At 64.5% G+C, this 15,855-nt stretch carries 16 protein-coding genes; 9 read left to right on the forward strand and 7 right to left on the reverse strand.

Going from position 1 to position 15,855, the window contains the following annotated elements:
* The first annotated feature begins 46 nt into the window (after nt 1–46).
* From AC16HO_RS13670 to AC16HO_RS13680, 3 genes are all read left to right on the forward strand, one after another.
* Nucleotides 47–757 carry a hypothetical protein gene (locus AC16HO_RS13670; protein ID WP_484335551.1) on the forward strand — a complete coding sequence of 237 codons (711 nt, stop codon included), beginning with the start codon at nt 47–49 and terminating at the stop codon, nt 755–757.
* 102 nt (nt 758–859) lie between these two features.
* A complete protein-coding gene (locus AC16HO_RS13675; RefSeq protein ID WP_484335552.1) occupies nt 860–1,009 on the forward strand; it encodes a hypothetical protein in 150 nt (49 codons plus the stop codon).
* A gap of 12 nt (nt 1,010–1,021) precedes the next feature.
* Nucleotides 1,022–1,381, forward strand: coding sequence for a hypothetical protein (locus AC16HO_RS13680; RefSeq protein WP_484335553.1), 360 nt, complete (start codon nt 1,022–1,024; stop codon nt 1,379–1,381).
* Between the two features lie 54 nt (nt 1,382–1,435).
* On the opposite strand, the gene AC16HO_RS13685 is transcribed toward AC16HO_RS13680, so the two are convergent.
* Nucleotides 1,436–1,711, reverse strand: a complete 276-nt coding sequence (locus AC16HO_RS13685) for a hypothetical protein (RefSeq protein ID WP_484335554.1) — start codon at nt 1,709–1,711, stop codon at nt 1,436–1,438.
* 757 nt (nt 1,712–2,468) lie between these two features.
* On the opposite strand from AC16HO_RS13685, the gene groES reads away from it, so the two are divergent.
* A complete protein-coding gene (gene groES, locus AC16HO_RS13690; protein WP_395644183.1) occupies nt 2,469–2,759 on the forward strand; it encodes a co-chaperone GroES in 291 nt (96 codons plus the stop codon).
* Between the two features lie 154 nt (nt 2,760–2,913).
* Nucleotides 2,914–4,563, forward strand: coding sequence for a chaperonin GroEL (groL, locus tag AC16HO_RS13695; protein ID WP_395644182.1), 1,650 nt, complete (start codon nt 2,914–2,916; stop codon nt 4,561–4,563).
* A 319-nt stretch (nt 4,564–4,882) separates the two neighbouring features.
* Here the strand turns inward: groL and AC16HO_RS13700 are convergent, their stop codons facing one another.
* The gene (locus AC16HO_RS13700) at nt 4,883–5,266 is read right to left on the reverse strand and encodes a hypothetical protein (RefSeq protein ID WP_484335555.1); all 384 of its coding nucleotides are present in this window, start codon (nt 5,264–5,266) and stop codon (nt 4,883–4,885) included.
* An 18-nt stretch (nt 5,267–5,284) separates the two neighbouring features.
* On the reverse strand, nt 5,285–6,490 hold the full coding sequence (locus AC16HO_RS13705; protein WP_395644181.1) for a DesA family fatty acid desaturase: 1,206 nt from the start codon (nt 6,488–6,490) through the stop codon (nt 5,285–5,287).
* 177 nt (nt 6,491–6,667) lie between these two features.
* Between AC16HO_RS13705 and mutM the strand changes: the two genes are divergently transcribed.
* Nucleotides 6,668–7,480 carry a bifunctional DNA-formamidopyrimidine glycosylase/DNA-(apurinic or apyrimidinic site) lyase gene (gene mutM, locus AC16HO_RS13710; protein WP_395644180.1) on the forward strand — a complete coding sequence of 271 codons (813 nt, stop codon included), beginning with the start codon at nt 6,668–6,670 and terminating at the stop codon, nt 7,478–7,480.
* Here the strand turns inward: mutM and AC16HO_RS13715 are convergent.
* The 4 genes from AC16HO_RS13715 to AC16HO_RS13730 all read right to left on the reverse strand — a co-directional run bounded on the left by AC16HO_RS13715 (nt 7,431) and on the right by AC16HO_RS13730 (nt 13,201).
* The gene (locus AC16HO_RS13715; RefSeq protein WP_395644179.1) at nt 7,431–8,870 is read right to left on the reverse strand and encodes an MATE family efflux transporter; all 1,440 of its coding nucleotides are present in this window, start codon (nt 8,868–8,870) and stop codon (nt 7,431–7,433) included. The two genes, mutM and AC16HO_RS13715, sit on opposite strands and share 50 nt — an antisense overlap.
* Nucleotides 8,871–8,946: 76 nt before the next feature.
* Nucleotides 8,947–10,254 carry an amino acid permease gene (locus AC16HO_RS13720; protein ID WP_395644178.1) on the reverse strand — a complete coding sequence of 436 codons (1,308 nt, stop codon included), beginning with the start codon at nt 10,252–10,254 and terminating at the stop codon, nt 8,947–8,949.
* A gap of 25 nt (nt 10,255–10,279) precedes the next feature.
* Nucleotides 10,280–10,705, reverse strand: a complete 426-nt coding sequence (locus AC16HO_RS13725) for a bleomycin resistance family protein (RefSeq protein WP_395644177.1) — start codon at nt 10,703–10,705, stop codon at nt 10,280–10,282.
* A gap of 18 nt (nt 10,706–10,723) precedes the next feature.
* A complete protein-coding gene (locus tag AC16HO_RS13730; protein WP_395644176.1) occupies nt 10,724–13,201 on the reverse strand; it encodes a prolyl oligopeptidase family serine peptidase in 2,478 nt (825 codons plus the stop codon).
* Between the two features lie 152 nt (nt 13,202–13,353).
* On the opposite strand from AC16HO_RS13730, the gene AC16HO_RS13735 reads away from it, so the two are divergent.
* Genes AC16HO_RS13735 through AC16HO_RS13745 form a run of 3 tightly spaced genes read left to right on the forward strand, consistent with a single transcriptional unit; the run spans nt 13,354 to nt 15,828 of the window.
* Nucleotides 13,354–14,016 carry an alpha/beta hydrolase gene (locus tag AC16HO_RS13735; RefSeq protein ID WP_395644175.1) on the forward strand — a complete coding sequence of 221 codons (663 nt, stop codon included), beginning with the start codon at nt 13,354–13,356 and terminating at the stop codon, nt 14,014–14,016.
* Nucleotides 14,017–14,029: 13 nt separating this feature from the next.
* On the forward strand, nt 14,030–15,097 hold the full coding sequence (locus AC16HO_RS13740) for a sensor histidine kinase (RefSeq protein WP_395644174.1): 1,068 nt from the start codon (nt 14,030–14,032) through the stop codon (nt 15,095–15,097).
* Nucleotides 15,094–15,828: a LytR/AlgR family response regulator transcription factor gene (locus AC16HO_RS13745; protein WP_395644173.1), complete on the forward strand. Its 735-nt coding sequence runs from the start codon at nt 15,094–15,096 to the stop codon at nt 15,826–15,828. The genes AC16HO_RS13740 and AC16HO_RS13745 overlap by 4 nt, the downstream gene beginning before the upstream one ends.
* Nucleotides 15,829–15,855: the final 27 nt, after the last annotated feature.

The raw sequence follows: 15,855 nt of genomic DNA on the forward strand, positions 1-15,855 counted from the left end.
CGAATCATCGAACAAAAGGAGAATGTGAAATGGGCACCGAATCGGTTTGGGTTCCATTGGCGATGGCGGCCGTCGGCGCCGGGCCAGCTACTACAACACGCAGCAGACCGCGAAGCGGCAGGACAACGCGCTGGCTTCCCAGATTCGCCAGCAGTCTGAGAATCAGCGCAAGGCCGATGCGCGCACGGGCCAGATGATCCAGCAGCAGTCGCAGCAGACCGACCAGAAGGAGAAGTCGGCGGGGTTGCTGGCGAACCAGAACGTGTTGCAGGCGAAAGCCGCGCAGGCGCAGAAGGTATCCCAAGCTTCGGGGGCAGTCTCGAATGCCTACCAGCAGGCCGGTGCGAACGCCGCACAGGGCATCACGAGCTACGGTAATCAGCAATCGGATTTGTTGTCGAGCATCAATGCTCCCGGACAGCAGCGCGCGAACAACCGCGTGAACATCGACAGCTACGCGCAGGACTTGGGCCAGATCGCGCGCAAGTCGAAGGGTGATGACTTCCTTGCGCAGATAAGACAGGGTGGCATCCGGCGCAATCCGTATCTGGACTTGGCAAGCAGTCTGCTTGGTGGGGCGTCGAGGGCATATCGAGGTGGCGACGACCCCGACTACTCGTATCTGCTGGATGCAAACGCTTCAAGTGGCAGGAGTACCGGAACCTGGAACGGTTACGACTACTTGAGTTCGCTATTCGACCCGGCGACCGGTTCCTACAGCAATCCTTACGCTCCCCCCGAAACCGTAGCGATTTAGGAGCGGGTTCCATCCGGATAGGCGGGCCGCCGAAACCGGCTACACTGCCGGTCAACGATGCACGAGATACCCGCCCAACCACAGACGTTGTGCCGCTGGCTCGTGGCCGGCCTGACATCGGGCTTGGCGCTGGCGAAAATCCGCAACCACGTGCGGGCGCAGAACGTGGCGATGCTGCTGGCGAAAGCGGAAACGTTAAAGGTCAAAATGCGCCTCGAAACGCAGACAAGACGAACACGGATCGACCGCTGAGAGGGGATTTCCATGAACAAGACCATTTTGCTGCTGGCTACCGCGCTCATCGCGGGCTGCGCGACTCCCGTAACACAGTCGGTGGCACCACAGAACTACTATGACAAGAACACCAAGGTTGGCTTTGAGGATCGGCCAGACGGATTTGTCACGTCGATCTACTACTCACGCTACCAGTTCATCCCGGAAAGCGACGCAGTGGCCGTTGCATGTCGGCAGGCTCTCACATCGATAGCTTGGGAGCACGCCTCGAAAACGGGCCGCAAAATCGAGCTGATCAACGATCAGGAAGTACGTCTTTCGATGGGGCGAAACGGCCTTACGGGCATCACGTCATGCACGGCTCAAGCGCCCGCGCGCTGGCTGAAATAGCAGCGCGTCAAGCACGCGTCATTGATGCCGCTAAGCGACCCTTCACCCTGCTGATTAACCTTCATCGCCAGCGCTTCCACGATAGACGACTTCTCCGGTTTCGCGGTGTACTGCAACGATGGTGCTCGCCCTGATGGAAGGACGTCCGGATGGTTCGATGTAGGCGATCCAGCACTGCGGCAAATCCGGAGCGGGCGAAAAGAAGTAAGGAAGGCACGGCTCACGCCAAGTTATCTCATCGAACAGCACGACTCTATCGACCCGTTCGCCGAGTTGATGGGCCAGCGCTTCCGCCTCTGCGATCTGCGTAGCTTGTTCGCGTGAAATCATGGTCACCCCGTCATGCGTCAGCAAGGGCAAGCGAGCCTCGCTCACCTGTTGCCGGACGAGCTACTTTAGCCGGAAGTAGCTGCCTCCGCCCTTGGGACACTCTTGGGACAGCTTGGGACAATTTGCAGCCACTGCCGCCAACATCATGCAATGAGAAAACGCTACGCTTCAAGCGGTTACGTGTTGGCAAAAGTTGCGCAAAATTGGTTTGCCGGCTCTTGTAAGCGGTAGGTCGTCCGTTCGATTCGGACAAGCGGCACCAACAATACCAACGAGTCGCGCGTAACGCGAAATTTAATTTCGATCAAGCCGAAGCCCGGCGGCAAGCGCGAACGCGAACTGCACCTGCGCATGTGACGCGAGAAGTTGGGTCACCTCACGCTCGCCGACCTGACCGCGTCGATGATTCACGAAACATGCGACAAAATGCTCGGTCGCGTCACGAGGCTCAGGCGCTGCCGGGAAAAGGTGTCTCGAAGCGGCGGATGAAGGTGGCACAGCCACAGACACGAGTGTTCTTGCCCAGCGCCACCCTCATTCGTTCAAGTCGGACAAGCAGCCTCGCCGATCGACTTCGCCCAGGCTATGCCTAATTTGTCTTTTCCCCCTTGAAACCCGTCCACCCAAGCGCATATCCCTCCGCGCAGCGGGGCGTTTACACCGGGGCTGCTTCGCCGCTAAACTTGGCACTCAGCATGCCGGAGTGCTAACAATCCGGACAAATTTCCATGTTTTTCAATCAGTTGAGGATATGCTAATGAAGCTTCGTCCATTGCATGATCGCGTGATCATCAAGCGCCTGGAGGCCGAGACCAAGTCGGCCGGTGGCATCGTCATTCCCGACACCGCGACCGAAAAGCCGATCAAGGGCGAGGTTATCGCGGTCGGCGCCGGCAAGATTCTCGACGACGGCAAGGTGCGCCCACTCGCGGTCAAGGCCGGCGACAAGGTGCTGTTCGGCAAGTATTCGGGCACCGAAGTGAAGGTCGACGGTGAAGAGCTGCTGGTCATGCGCGAGGAAGACCTCGTTGCGGTGATCGAAGGCTGATCAGCCCTACCAAATCCAGAGCCGTCATTCCGGGGCCACCGCAGGCGGAGCCCGGAATCCAGTTCTCCGATCCAGCATTCAAGAACGCAAGAACCGGATTCCCGCCTTCGCGGGAATGACGATCAAAAGCATACGTAATCGAGGAATCAAGACAATGGCAGCTAAAGAAATCCGTTTCGGTGAAGACGCGCGCGCGCGCATCCTGCGCGGCGTGAACACCCTGGCCAATGCGGTCAAGGCCACGCTCGGCCCGAAGGGTCGCAATGTCGTGCTCGACAAGAGCTTCGGCGCGCCGACGATCACCAAGGACGGCGTGTCCGTCGCCAAGGAGATCGAACTGGCCGACAAGTTCGAGAACATGGGCGCGCAGATGGTCAAGGAAGTCGCTTCCAAGACCTCCGACGTCGCCGGTGACGGCACCACCACCGCGACCGTGCTCGCGCAGGCGCTGATCCGCGAAGGCCTCAAGGCCGTCGCCGCGGGCATGAACCCGATGGATCTGAAGCGCGGCATCGACAAGGCCGTGATCGGCGCCGTCGCCGAGCTGAAGAACCTGTCCAAGCCCTCGGCCGACAACAAGTCGATCGCCCAGGTCGGCACGATCTCGGCCAACGGCGACACGCACATCGGCGACATCATTGCCGAAGCGATGAACAAGGTCGGCAAGGAAGGCGTGATCACGGTGGAAGAAGGCTCGGGTCTGGAGAACGAGCTCGACGTCGTCGAAGGCATGCAGTTCGATCGTGGCTACCTCTCGCCGTACTTCATCAACAACCAGCAGTCGCAGCAGGTCGAGCTGGAAGATCCGTACATCCTCCTGCACGACAAGAAGATCTCGAACGTGCGTGAACTTCTGCCCGTGCTCGAAGGCGTGGCCAAGGCCGGCAAGCCGCTCTTGATCGTCGCCGAAGAAGTTGAAGGCGAAGCGCTGGCGACCCTGGTCGTCAACACGATCCGCGGCATCGTCAAGGTCGCAGCCGTGAAGGCGCCGGGCTTCGGCGACCGCCGCAAGGCGATGCTCGAAGACATGGCCATCCTCACCGGCGGCCAGGTCATCTCCGAAGAAGTCGGCCTGTCGCTCGAGAAGGCGACGCTCAAGGATCTCGGCCGCGCGAAGAAGATCGTCTCCTCGAAGGAGAACACGACGATCATCGACGGCGCGGGCGACGCCAAGGCGATCGAATCGCGCATCGCGCAGATCAAGGCGCAGATCGAAGAGACCTCGTCCGACTACGACCGCGAGAAGCTGCAGGAGCGCGTGGCCAAGCTGGCCGGCGGCGTGGCGGTGATCAAGGTCGGCGCCGCGACCGAAGTCGAAATGAAGGAAAAGAAGGCGCGCGTCGAAGACGCCCTGCACGCGACGCGTGCGGCGGTCGAGGAAGGCGTGGTCCCGGGCGGCGGCGTCGCCCTGGTGCGTGCGCTCGATGCGATCAAGAAGTTGAAGGGCGACAACGAAGACCAGAACCACGGCATCATCATCGCCAAGCGCGCGATGGAAGCGCCGCTGCGCGAGATCGTCACCAACGCCGGTGAAGAAGCCTCGGTTATCCTCAACAAGGTCGCCGCGGGCAAGGGCAACTACGGCTACAACGCCGCCAACGGCGAGTACGGCGACATGGTCGAGTTCGGCATTCTCGATCCGACCAAGGTGACCCGCACGGCGCTGCAGAACGCCGCGTCGATCGCCGGCCTGGTCATCACGACGGAAGCCATGGTCGCCGAAGCGCCGAAGAAGGAAGAAGCGCATAGCCACGGCGCACCGGGCGGCGGCATGGGCGGCATGGGCGGCATGGGCGACTTCTGAGTCATCCACTCGCGCGGGACGTGCGTCGGTAGTCGCCGCCAACGTCTCGCGCTTCGTGGATCAACTCAGCTCGTCGGAGCGCCCGATGCGGACGCTCAACTCGTCGCAGGTCCGAAGCAACACAAAAGCCCCGCAGCGATGCGGGGCTTTTTCATTGGCTGATTCCCGGAAACTCGGCGCCGGATTCTCGCGCCAGGCCGATGAAGCGGCCACGCCTATACGATCAGTTGGCAATTCTCAGCCGACATCTCGACGAAGGAAGGCTTTGGCCTATCATTCCCGAGTGCTCCTGGCGGGGCTTTCAACAGCCGGAGGGCTGTCATCCAGTGACTTGGCTTTGACTGCTCGCGAGAGAGGAGGCAAAAGGCACTGCATGGCTCGTTTCGCTCGCCCCTTCGGAGCCAGCCTTCGGCTTTTCTGCGCGCTTCACGCTTGTCCCGCCTTCGCGGGAATGACGGGGTTGTAGATACTCGGACCGAAAGCGCCCCGATCGGGCAGTCTTTTCATCTGCGGATTGTTGCGAATCAGGACAGATTGAACCACGGAGAACACGAAGAACAAGAAGCAAAAAGTTCATCTGGAGCCTTTCTTCGTGTTCTTCGTGACCCAAGCTCTTATGCTGTTGCCAACTGATCGGACAAGCACCGAACGAACTGTCGATCGCGCAAAAAAAAAACACCCCGACGCGGCGGGGTGTTTTCATTCCTTTCAGAACGATGCGTCAGGCGCGCGCGGGAGCAAGAGCGTAGCCGCGCAGGCGCGCCGCGAATGCGGCGAGCGTGGCAATGCCCGACGCTTCCGCCTCGCGGCACCAGTCGATCAGCGCCGCCCTCATCGCCTCGGCGCCGCCCGCATTGCGTTCGAGCACGACGGCGAGGCGCGCGCGGAAATCGCAGACCGTGCGCAGGGTCGGACGGTTCTCGACCAGCGCCTGCATCTTCTGTCGCGAATGCTCGTCGAGCCAGCGCCCGCCGTTGCCGAGCGCGCGGCGCAGCGCGCGCGGAATCGCCTTGAGGTTGGCGCCTGCCTGCGCGGCGTCTTCACGCAGGGTCGGTGCGATCACGCCGCGGAAGTAGTCACTCATGACCTCGAACTTGTGCGAGACCAGCGCCTTGATCGTTTCGGTGTCGGGCAACGGCACGTTCGGGCGCACGTCGAGTGTCGGCGCCACGCGCAGCACCTTGGCGAGGCCGACCGCGCGCAACGCGCAGATGATGCCCCAGCCGATGTCGACCTCGAACTTGCGCAGCGCGAACTTGGCCGAGCTCGGGAAGGCGTGATGGTTGTTGTGCAGCTCCTCGCCGCCGATCCACACGCCCCACGGCGACAGGTTCGTCGCCATGTCCGCGGTCTCGAAGTTGCGGTAGCCCCACCAATGGCCGATGCCGTTGACGACGCCAGCGGCCCAGAACGGAATCCAGACCATCTGCAGCGCGGAAATCGCCACGCCCCAGATGCCGAACAGGAGGATGTTGACGACGAAGGTCAGCGTCGGCCCCCAGTACGGGTGGCCGGAATAGAGATGGCGCTCGATCCAGTCGTCCGGGCAGCCCTTGCCGTACTTCTCCAGCGTCTCCTGGTCGAGCGAGGCGACGCGATAGAGATCGACGCCCTGCCACAGCACCGTGTTGATGCCGAAGAACTTCGGGCTGTGCGGATCATCGACGGTCTCGCACTTGGCGTGGTGCTTGCGATGCACCGCGACCCACTCCCGCGTGACCATGCCGGTCGACACCCACGACCAGAAGCGCAGGATATGCGCCACGACCGGATGGAAATCAACGCCGCGATGGCAGGCGCTGCGATGCAGATACAAGGTCACCGCGAAGATCGTCAGCTGGGTGACGATGAGGAAGTAGACCACCTTGAACAGCCAGCCCGCATGCAGCAGGCCGCCGTTGAGAAAATCCAGAACAGTATCAAACATATGCTTCTCTTCAGACCCCACCCCGAGGCAAGTTTGTCATCATACGTGACACCCGGGGCCCACGCCAGTGAAATTCCCCGCGGTTCATGGGCTTGTTCGACCCTGCGACGCGGCAAATCATCGAAGAAAATGCGGCCGGCGGCACAGGTATTCCGGTCGAACTGGCAAAATGAGGCCATGCCCGAACTGCCCGAAGTCGAAACCACGCGCCGCGGCATTGCGCCGCACCTCGTCGGCCGCCGCATCGAGGCTGTGGTCGTGCGTCAGGCCCGGCTGCGCTGGCCGATTCCGAAGGCGCTGCGCGACAAGCTGCCCGGCCAGCGCGTCGACGCAGTCGAACGGCGCGCGAAATACCTGCTCGTGCACACCGGAGCCGGCAGCGCACTTCTGCATTTGGGCATGTCCGGCTCGCTGCGCGTGCTCGCGGGCACGACTGCGCCGGGCACGCACGACCACGTGGACTGGCACCTCGACTCCGGGCGTATCCTGCGCTACACCGATCCGCGCCGCTTCGGCTCGCAGCTGTGGCAGCCCCCCGGAGTCACCCACGAACTGCTCGCCGACCTCGGTCCCGAGCCGCTGGACGAAGACTTCGGCGGCGCCTATTTGTGGAAGAAGTCACGCGGCCGAATGGCGCCGGTGAAGACCTTCCTCATGGACCAGAAGATTGTGGTCGGCGTCGGCAACATCTATGCGGCCGAGGCGCTGTTCGCCGCCGGCATCCATCCGCACCGCGCGGCGGGTTCGGTGTCGCTCGCGCGCTACGAACGGCTCGCCGAGGAAGTGAAGCGCATCCTCGACCATGCGATCGCTCGCGGCGGCACGACGCTGCGCGATTTCATCTCGCCCGACGGCACGCCGGGCTATTTCGAGCAGGAGTTGTTCGTCTACGGACGCGCGGACGAGCCGTGCAAGGTCTGCGACACGCCGATCCGTGTGGTCACGCTGGGTCAGCGTTCGACGTTCTACTGTCCGCGCTGCCAGCGCTAGGCGCAGGCGCCAGCATGCGTGCCTTGCGCCAGCCGCCATAGCGGTAGTACAGCGTCGACAGCGTCACCGACGCGGCCGAACCCAGCGGAAAACTCCACCAGATCGCGTCCGCGCCCCAGCTCGGGCTGAGCAGGTAGGCGAACGGGATGCGCATGACCCACAGTGCGAGGAACAGAATGATCAGCGGCGGAATCACCGCGCCGGTCGAACGCACGACGCCGCTGAGCACGAACGAAATGCCGAACAGTACGAACGACCAGACGACGATGTGGTTGATGTGCTGCGCGATGTCCAGCGCGCCGCTGTCGCTCGGCAGGAACAGATTCAGCGCGCCGCGGTTGAACAGGTAGAGGATCAACGCCAGCCCGCCGGTGAGCAGGAAATTGAAACCGATGCCGGTCAGCGCGATGCGATCGACGCGGTCCCACAGCTTCGCGCCGACGTTCTGCGCGGCCATGCTCGACGCGGCCATGCCGACCGCCATCGACGGCATCTGCACGTAGTTCCAGATCTGGAAGCAGGCGCCATAGGCCGCGGTCGTGTGCTCGCCGAAGCTGTTGACGAGCGAGATCATCGCGACCATCGATGCCGACATCACGATCATCTGCAGGCCCATCGGCAGGCCTTTGACAACCAGCGACTTGAGGATCGCCGGATCGATCTTCAGGTGATGCAACTCCTCGCGCGTGATGCGCAGGAAATGCCTGCTGTGGTACAGATACGCGATCAGCGCGATCAGCGTCGTCGCGGTGGCGATCAGCGAAGCGGTGGCGGAACCGGCGATGCCCATCTCCGGAATCAGCGCGATGCCGACGAGGCGTTTCGTGCCGAAGATGAACAGCGGATTGAGCACGATGTCGAGCATGACGTTGACGGCGAGAAACAGGAACGGCGTGCGCGCATCGCCCGCGCCACGCAGCGTCATGCTGATGAACGCCTGCAGGTAGATGAACGGCACGCCGAGCAGGATCACGCGCAGATAGGCCACCGCGAGCGGCAGCGCCTCTGCGGGCGTGCGCATCTTCGCCATCAGCGGTTCGGCGAAGAGGAGACCGAGCGCCGCAATCGCCACCGACATCGCGGTGAAGAACACGAGACTGGTGCCGACCACGCGCTTGGCCTGCGCGATGTTGTTCGCACCGATGCTCTGGCCGACGAGGATGGTCGCCGCCATACCGACGCCGAACACGGCGCCGATCAGAAAGAACAGGATCGTGTTGACGTTGGAGCCGGCCGCGAGCGCGGCTTCGCCGAGGCCATGGCCGATCCAGATCGCGTTGACCGAGCCGTTGAGCGACTGCAGCACGTTGCCGGCGAGGATCGGCAGCGTGAACACGAACAGGGTCTTGCCGATCGCGCCCTGGGTCAGGGCGTGATTGGGTTTTTGCATCGAAGCCATGCAGGCACGCGCGTGCGGAGAGACGCGTATGGTGACGCAGGCAGATGATTTGCGATAGTGACCCCTGTCAGGCGTCGCCCACCGCACGCGCAACGTGCCGCGTCCGCCGCAGCAAGTAGAACGGCAGACCCGCAAGCAGCAAGCCCGCGCCCCAGATCAAGGCTTCGGCGCCCGTGCCGACCAGTGCCCAGATGCTGTAGACGCAGGCGAGCGCGGCAACAGCGAGCCGCCAAGACGACACGATCGGCGCACCCGTTTCGAGTTTGAGCATCGCCGCCGCGCTGAACGCATACGGCAGCAGCGCCGCGGCCGTGGCGAGCAGAATCGAGGCGGTGAACACCGCGACCAGCGATCCGGTGAAATTGGCGACGACAAGCAAGGTCGCAAGCACGCTACCAATGATCAGGCCGATACGCGGCGTGCCGTTCGCATCGACGCGGGCGAAATATTCCGGGAACAAGCCATCGCGCGCCGCCGCATACGGCACCTGCCCCTGCACGAGAACCCAGCCGTTGAGCGCGCCGAGACAGGATACCGCCATCGCCACCGCCATCGCGGTACCGGCGCCCTGCCCCCACAGGCGCGACGCCGCATCGGCGAACGGCGCGGTCGACATCGCCAGCTTGTCCAGCGGCACCAGGCCGAGCACGACAGTGCAGGCCGCAATCGTCACCGCCGCGGCGAGCGCGACGCCGAGCAGGGTCGCGCGCGGAATCGTCTTCCCGGCGTCGGCGACGTGCTCGGCCGGAATCGTCGCGCACTCCATGCCTTGCAAGGCCCACAGCGCGAGCGCGGCGGTCACCGTCGTCACCGACAGCCAGCCTTGTCCGCTCGGATTGAACGGCGTGAACGATTGCGCGTCGAGCCGGCTCGCACCGACCGCGATCACGACGAACAATGGCAGCAACTTCAGGACGGTGATGACGAGCTGGGCGATGCCCGCGGTGCGCACGCCGGCGATGTTGAACGCCGTGCCCAGCCAGAGCACGATCAGCGCGCAGGCCGCTTCGCGCGCGGGCGTGGCCAGCGCGGGAAAGATCGCCGCCGCGCTGCCAGCGAATGCGACCGCAATGGCGGCCACTGCGCACCAGACCGAGATCCAGTAGCTCCAGGCCATGATGAAACCGGTCAGATCACCGAACGCGATGCGCGCATACGCGTAGGGACCTCCGGCGACCGGATGGCGGCGCGAGAGATAGGCAAACACGCCGGCGAGCAGCAATGCACCTGACGCCGACAAGGCCCAACCGTAGAGGCTGGCCTGCCCGTACGGCGCAAGCGATGCCGGCAACAGGAACACACCGGAGCCGATCATGTTGCCGACGACCAATGCGGTCGCCGACCAAAGCCCCAATGCGCGCCGCGGCGTGCTCATGGCCGGATTGTGGGCCGGTTCCCGATCAGTCGCAATCCTCCGCGTCCGCGCTGCCGCGGCCGATGCGGAAAACGTGCCCGTCGGGATGGCGCACATGCATTTCGCGCACGCCCCACGGCATGTCGGTCGGGGGAAACATCACCTCGATTCCTTGTGCGATACAACACGCGTGGACGGCATCGACGTCATCGACCCAGACCGACATCCAGACACCCTTGTCGGCCGTTTCGCTGCCCGCCTCGACGCCGAACGTCGTCGTATTGCTGCCCTTGCCACGCCCACCCTGCGCGCCCTGGCAGAGAAAAATTTCGCAGGCTTGCGTAACCACGCTGCCGAAGGTCGGCGGATCGCCCCACTCGAAGCCTCGGCGCCAACCCCACTTTGCGAACCACTCGAAACTCGCGTGGATGTCGGAAACGTTGAGAATGGGGGTCAGGCCGGTGATGCGCATGGCGCGGTCCTCGGACGATCAATGCGCGGATTCCAGATTCGTCTCAAACAGCTTGTCGATGCGCTTGTACTCGTCCAGCCATGCATCGGCATTGGTGAAACCATGACGATCGAGCGGGTACGGCGAGATCGTGAAGTTGTCCTTGTGCAGCTCGATCAGGCGCCAGTACAGGCGCATCGAATCCTCGAACAGCACGTTGTCGTCGATCACGCCGTGGCAGATCAGCAGCGGATCGCGCAGGCCCGCGGCAAATTCGATCGGTGACGACCGCTTGTACGCGATCGGGTCGTCCTGCGGCGTATTGAGAATGTTGGAGGTGTATTCGTGGTTGTACTGCATCCAGTCGGTGACCGGACGCAGCGCGGCGCCCGCGGCGAACTCGCCCGGCGCGCGGAACAGCGCCATCAGGGTCATGAAGCCGCCGTACGAGCCGCCGTAGATGCCGACACGCTTCGGATCGACGTTGTAGTGGTCGACCAGATACTTCTTGCCATCGAGCAGGTCTTCGAGTTCCGGATGGCCCATCTGGCGGTAGATCGCGGTGCGCCACTCGCGGCCGTAACCTTCCGAGCCGCGGTAGTCCATGTCGATGACGACATAGCCCTTCTGCACCAGCAGGTTGTGGAACATCTGTTCGCGGAAGTAGGCCGGATATTGCAGGTGCACGTTCTGCAGGTAACCCGCGCCGTGGACGAAGATCACCGCGGGATGCTTCGCCGACTTGTCCGTCCCCGCCGGCTTGTACAACTTGGCGAAGATCACGCCCTTGAAATGGGTTGAGGGCACTTCGACGATCTCGGGCGCGAGCCAGGTCATGCCGGCGAACGCCGCGCTGCGCGTGTCGCCGAGTTCGCGCGGCGAACCCGAGCCGTCGGCCTCGACGATCGCGAGCTGCGCCGGCACGTAGCTGGCCGAGTGGGTGACGAGCAACTGGCGGCCGTCATGGCTCAACGCGAAGTCCTGCATGCCCTTGTAGTGCGTGACGCGCTCGAGCTTGCCGCCGCTCGCCGGCACGCGATAAACGTCATAGGCATACGGCGCCTCGGCGTTCGCGCGCAGGTAAAACCAGCGCCCATCGGTCGACAGCTGCGGACGCGAGACCTCGAACCGTCCGCCGGTCAGTGCGCTCGCCTTGCCGTTCGCGGCCTTGGTGTACAAATGCGCATAACCGGTTTCCTCCGATTCGTACCAGAGCGTGCGGTTGTCGTCGAGGAAACCGAATTCGTTGAAGTTCCAGTTGATCCAGGCCGGATCGGTCAGGCGATGTTGCGGCACGAGCCGGTGCGCGGCGAGATCGACCGTGGCGATCCAGCGGTCCTTGTTGTCGATCGCGCGCAACTGGATCGCGAGTGCCTGGCCGTCGCGGCTCCAGGCGATGCCGCCGCCACCGCCGTCCTCGGCACTGGAGACGATGCGCACGCCGCGCGGCTTTGCCGCATCCGCCTTGTCCTTCGTCCGCGCATCGGATTTTTCGGCGGCGGATTTGCCGGCCGCTTTCGCCTGATCCTGTCGAGCATTCTCCTCGCGCACACTCTTGAGCGGGTCGTCGTGGATTCCGGGCAGCGCGTCGAGCGCAAGCGGATAGGCCTTGTGCGCGACGAGGTCGAGCAGCTGCAGCGATTGCGGCGCGGGCGCGTTGCGGCCGACGCGCACGCGCTCCTTCTCGAATTCCTCGTAGCCGGACTCGGTCACATAGCGCGTCAACTCACCGTGACGGCCTTCGTCGTGCTTCTTCGCCATCGTCACCACGAGCAGGAAGCGCGCATCGGGCGAAAGCTCGGTGTCGAGAACCTTCACCTCCTCGCCGAGAAAAAACGGTGCGGCGGCGCGCGTCGGATCGGCGCGGCGCAGTTCCTCGGCATGCGTGCGGCGCGCCTCCTTCTCGTCCTTGAGCCTGGCCAGCGTCGAGAACGTGCGCAGCTGGAAATCGCGCAGGTCGTCGTCGGCCGGCTTGGCATCGGGATCCTTTTCGCTTTTGAGCACGGCAGCCGGCGCGGTCACATGGCTGGCGAGATCATGCACGAACCAGTCGTTGCCGGCGCGAAAACTCAACCTGCGCCCGTCGGCCGAGAACTGCGGCGCCGATTCCCGCTCCGGCGTGCGCGTGACCTGGGTCAGCGCGCCGTTGCGCAGATCGCGCACGAAGATGTCGCCGTTGCGCGCGAACGCCGCGCGCGTGCCGGCAAGATCGTAGACCGCATCGGTGCCGTCGCTCGCCGCCATCGCAGCGCCGTCGACCACGCTGTCCTTGCCATCGGCAAGATCGACGCGATGCAGGTCGACGAGCGCCGAATCCTTGCGCCTGGCCGAGTAGTACACCGCCTTGCCGTCCACCGACCAGAAAGGATTTTGCGGCGGGGAGCCGATCCAGGCCGGGTCGGCCATGATCGTTTCCAGGGTCGGCGACGGCACGGCGACGGCAGCGCCATCGGCCTGTGCCAGCGAGGAAACGAAAACGAGCGAAGCGATGAAAACGGTGAAGGGACGGCGAATCATGGGCGAAATCCAGTGGCGCGCAAAGCGCGCAGCATAGCCGACGCCGACCTGCCAGCAAGCGGCCGGAAGTCACGCTTTTTCGCTCACCGCGGCTTTCGCGCGAACGAGGTTGCTTCTATGCTTTGTCCCCGATTCCAGCAACCTTGACCCGCATGCCCCTGCCCGCCGTCGAAATCGAAACCGCCCCCAACCCGCAACACGCCGTGATCTGGCTGCACGGCCTCGGTGCCGACGGCCACGATTTCGAGCCCATCGTGCCCGAACTGGTCGACCGCAGCTGGCCGGCGCTGCGCTTCGTGTTCCCGCATGCACCGGTGCGGCCGGTGACCGTCAACGGCGGCATGCCGATGCGCGCCTGGTACGACATCTCCGGCATGGAGATCGCGCAGAAGCAGGACGAGGCCGGCATGCGCGCGTCCATCGTCCAACTCGAAGAATTGATCGAGCGCGAGCGTACGCGCGGCGTGGCCGGTGCGAACATCGTTCTCGCCGGCTTCTCGCAAGGCGGTGCGATCGTGCTTGCCGCCGGCGTGCGCCATGCACAGGCGCTGGCGGGCATCATCGCGCTGTCGACCTACCTGCCGCTGGCCGAGAAAACTGCGGCCGAAGCCGCCGCCGCCAATCGCGCCATCCCGATCTTCATGGGTCACGGCACCGTCGATCCCATCGTGCCGTACCGTCTCGGCGAGATCAGCCGCGATGCCTTGCAACACCTCGGCTACGCGCCCGAGTGGCACGGCTATCCGATGGCGCACCAAGTCTGCGCCGACGAAATCGCCGATCTGCGCCACTGGCTCGGCGCGCGCCTGCGCTGAGCGCACTCCGGCGATGGGCGACGGCGCAAAGAAGCAGACACCCGCAACCGCCCCGTGGTTGCCGGATTTCTGTTCGCTGCCCGTGTTGCTCGCGACGATGCTCGTGGTCGAGTTGCTCGTCGCCGCGATCCTGCTCGCGCCGAGCGACGAGGCGATGCCGCTGTTGCCTCGCCTCGGCACGGCGACGGTGTTCGCGCAATGGCTCGCCCTGGTCTGCATCGTCTGCCTTTGCCAGATGCGCCCGGCCCTGTTCCAGCTGGCGCCGCTCGCCGGCGTGCTCGCCGCCTACGCGATCATCCTCGCGCTGGTCGCGCTCGGCAGCGCGATCGTGTTCACGCTGGACCAGCAGCTCGGCGCCGGCCTGACCCTGGCACCGCAATTCGGCCCGCGTTTCGTCCTGCGCAACACCGCCCTCGCCGCGCTCGTCGGCGCGGCACTGCTGCGCTATTTCTATGTAATCGAACAGTGGCGCGCACGCGTGCAGGCCGAAGCGCGCGCGCGGCTCGATGCGCTGCAGGCGCGCATCCGCCCGCACTTCCTGTTCAACAGCATGAATACGATCGCGAGCCTGATCCGTACCGAACCGGTCGCAGCCGAGCGCGCGGTCGAGGATCTCTCCGACCTGTTCCGTGCCGCGCTCGGCGCCGACGGCAAGCCCTCCACTCTCGGCGCGGAACTCGAACTCGCGCAGCGCTATCTCGCGATCGAGCAATTGCGCCTCGGCGAGCGCCTGCGCGTGCAGTGCGACCTCGCCCCCGATCTGCCGCACGATCTGCCGGTGCCGGCGCTGTTGCTGCAACCGCTGGTCGAGAATGCGATCCACCACGGCATCCAGCCGCTGGCGCAGGGTGGCAGCGTGCTCCTGCGCGCGCACCGCCGGGGCGAGGATGTCGTGGTCACGATCGCCAACCCGCGCCCGCGCGAAGGCATGCGCGCACCGTCACGCAACGGCATGGCGCTGAGCAACACGCGCAGCCGGATCGAGTACCTCTGCGGCCGGCGCGGCGCGCTCGAAGTGCGCGAGGGCAGCGAGGACTACGAAGTCTGGCTGTGCCTGCCCGCGGCGAAGGCGGCGTCATGAAGGCCCTGATCGTCGACGACGAACCGCCCGCGCGCGCGCGCATGGCGAGCCTGCTCGCCGAAATTGGCGGCGTCGATGTGCTCGGCGAGGCCGGCGACGGACGCAGTGCGGTCGAAATCTGCGAGCGCCTCGCTCCGGACCTGGTCCTGCTCGATATCGACATGCCGTTGATGGGCGGTCTCGAAGCCGCGCGCCATCTCGCCGCGCTCGATCCGGCGCCCGCAGTGATCTTCTGCACCGCCTACGACGAACACGCGCTCGCGGCATTCGAGGCGAACGCGGTCGACTATCTGGTCAAGCCGATCCGCGGCGAACGCCTGCGCGCCGCGCTTGCGCGCGCGCAGCGCTACAGCGGCGCGGTCGTCGCGCGCGTGCAGTCCGCCGTGGTCATGCCCGTGCGCCGCACGCATCTGTGCGCGCGCGTGCGCGGCAACCTCGTCATGGTGCCGGTCGTCGACATCGACTACTTCGCCGCCGAGGACAAGTACGTGCGCGTGCGCCACGCGCGCGGCGAGGTGCTCGTCGAGGAATCGCTGAAGACGCTCGAAACCGAGTTCGACGAGCGCTTCGTGCGCATCCATCGCAACTGCCTCGTCGCGAAGAACCGCGTGGCCGGACTCGAACGCGTGGGCGAAGAGCGATTCCTCGTGCTCCTCTCCGGCAGCGACGAGCGACTCGAAGTGAGCCGGCGCAACCTGCCCGCGCTGCGCAAATTCGTCAAGGGCGAATGAAGCGGATTTTTGCCGCGGCCGGTAAAA

The organism is Rudaea sp., from assembly GCF_057139185.1.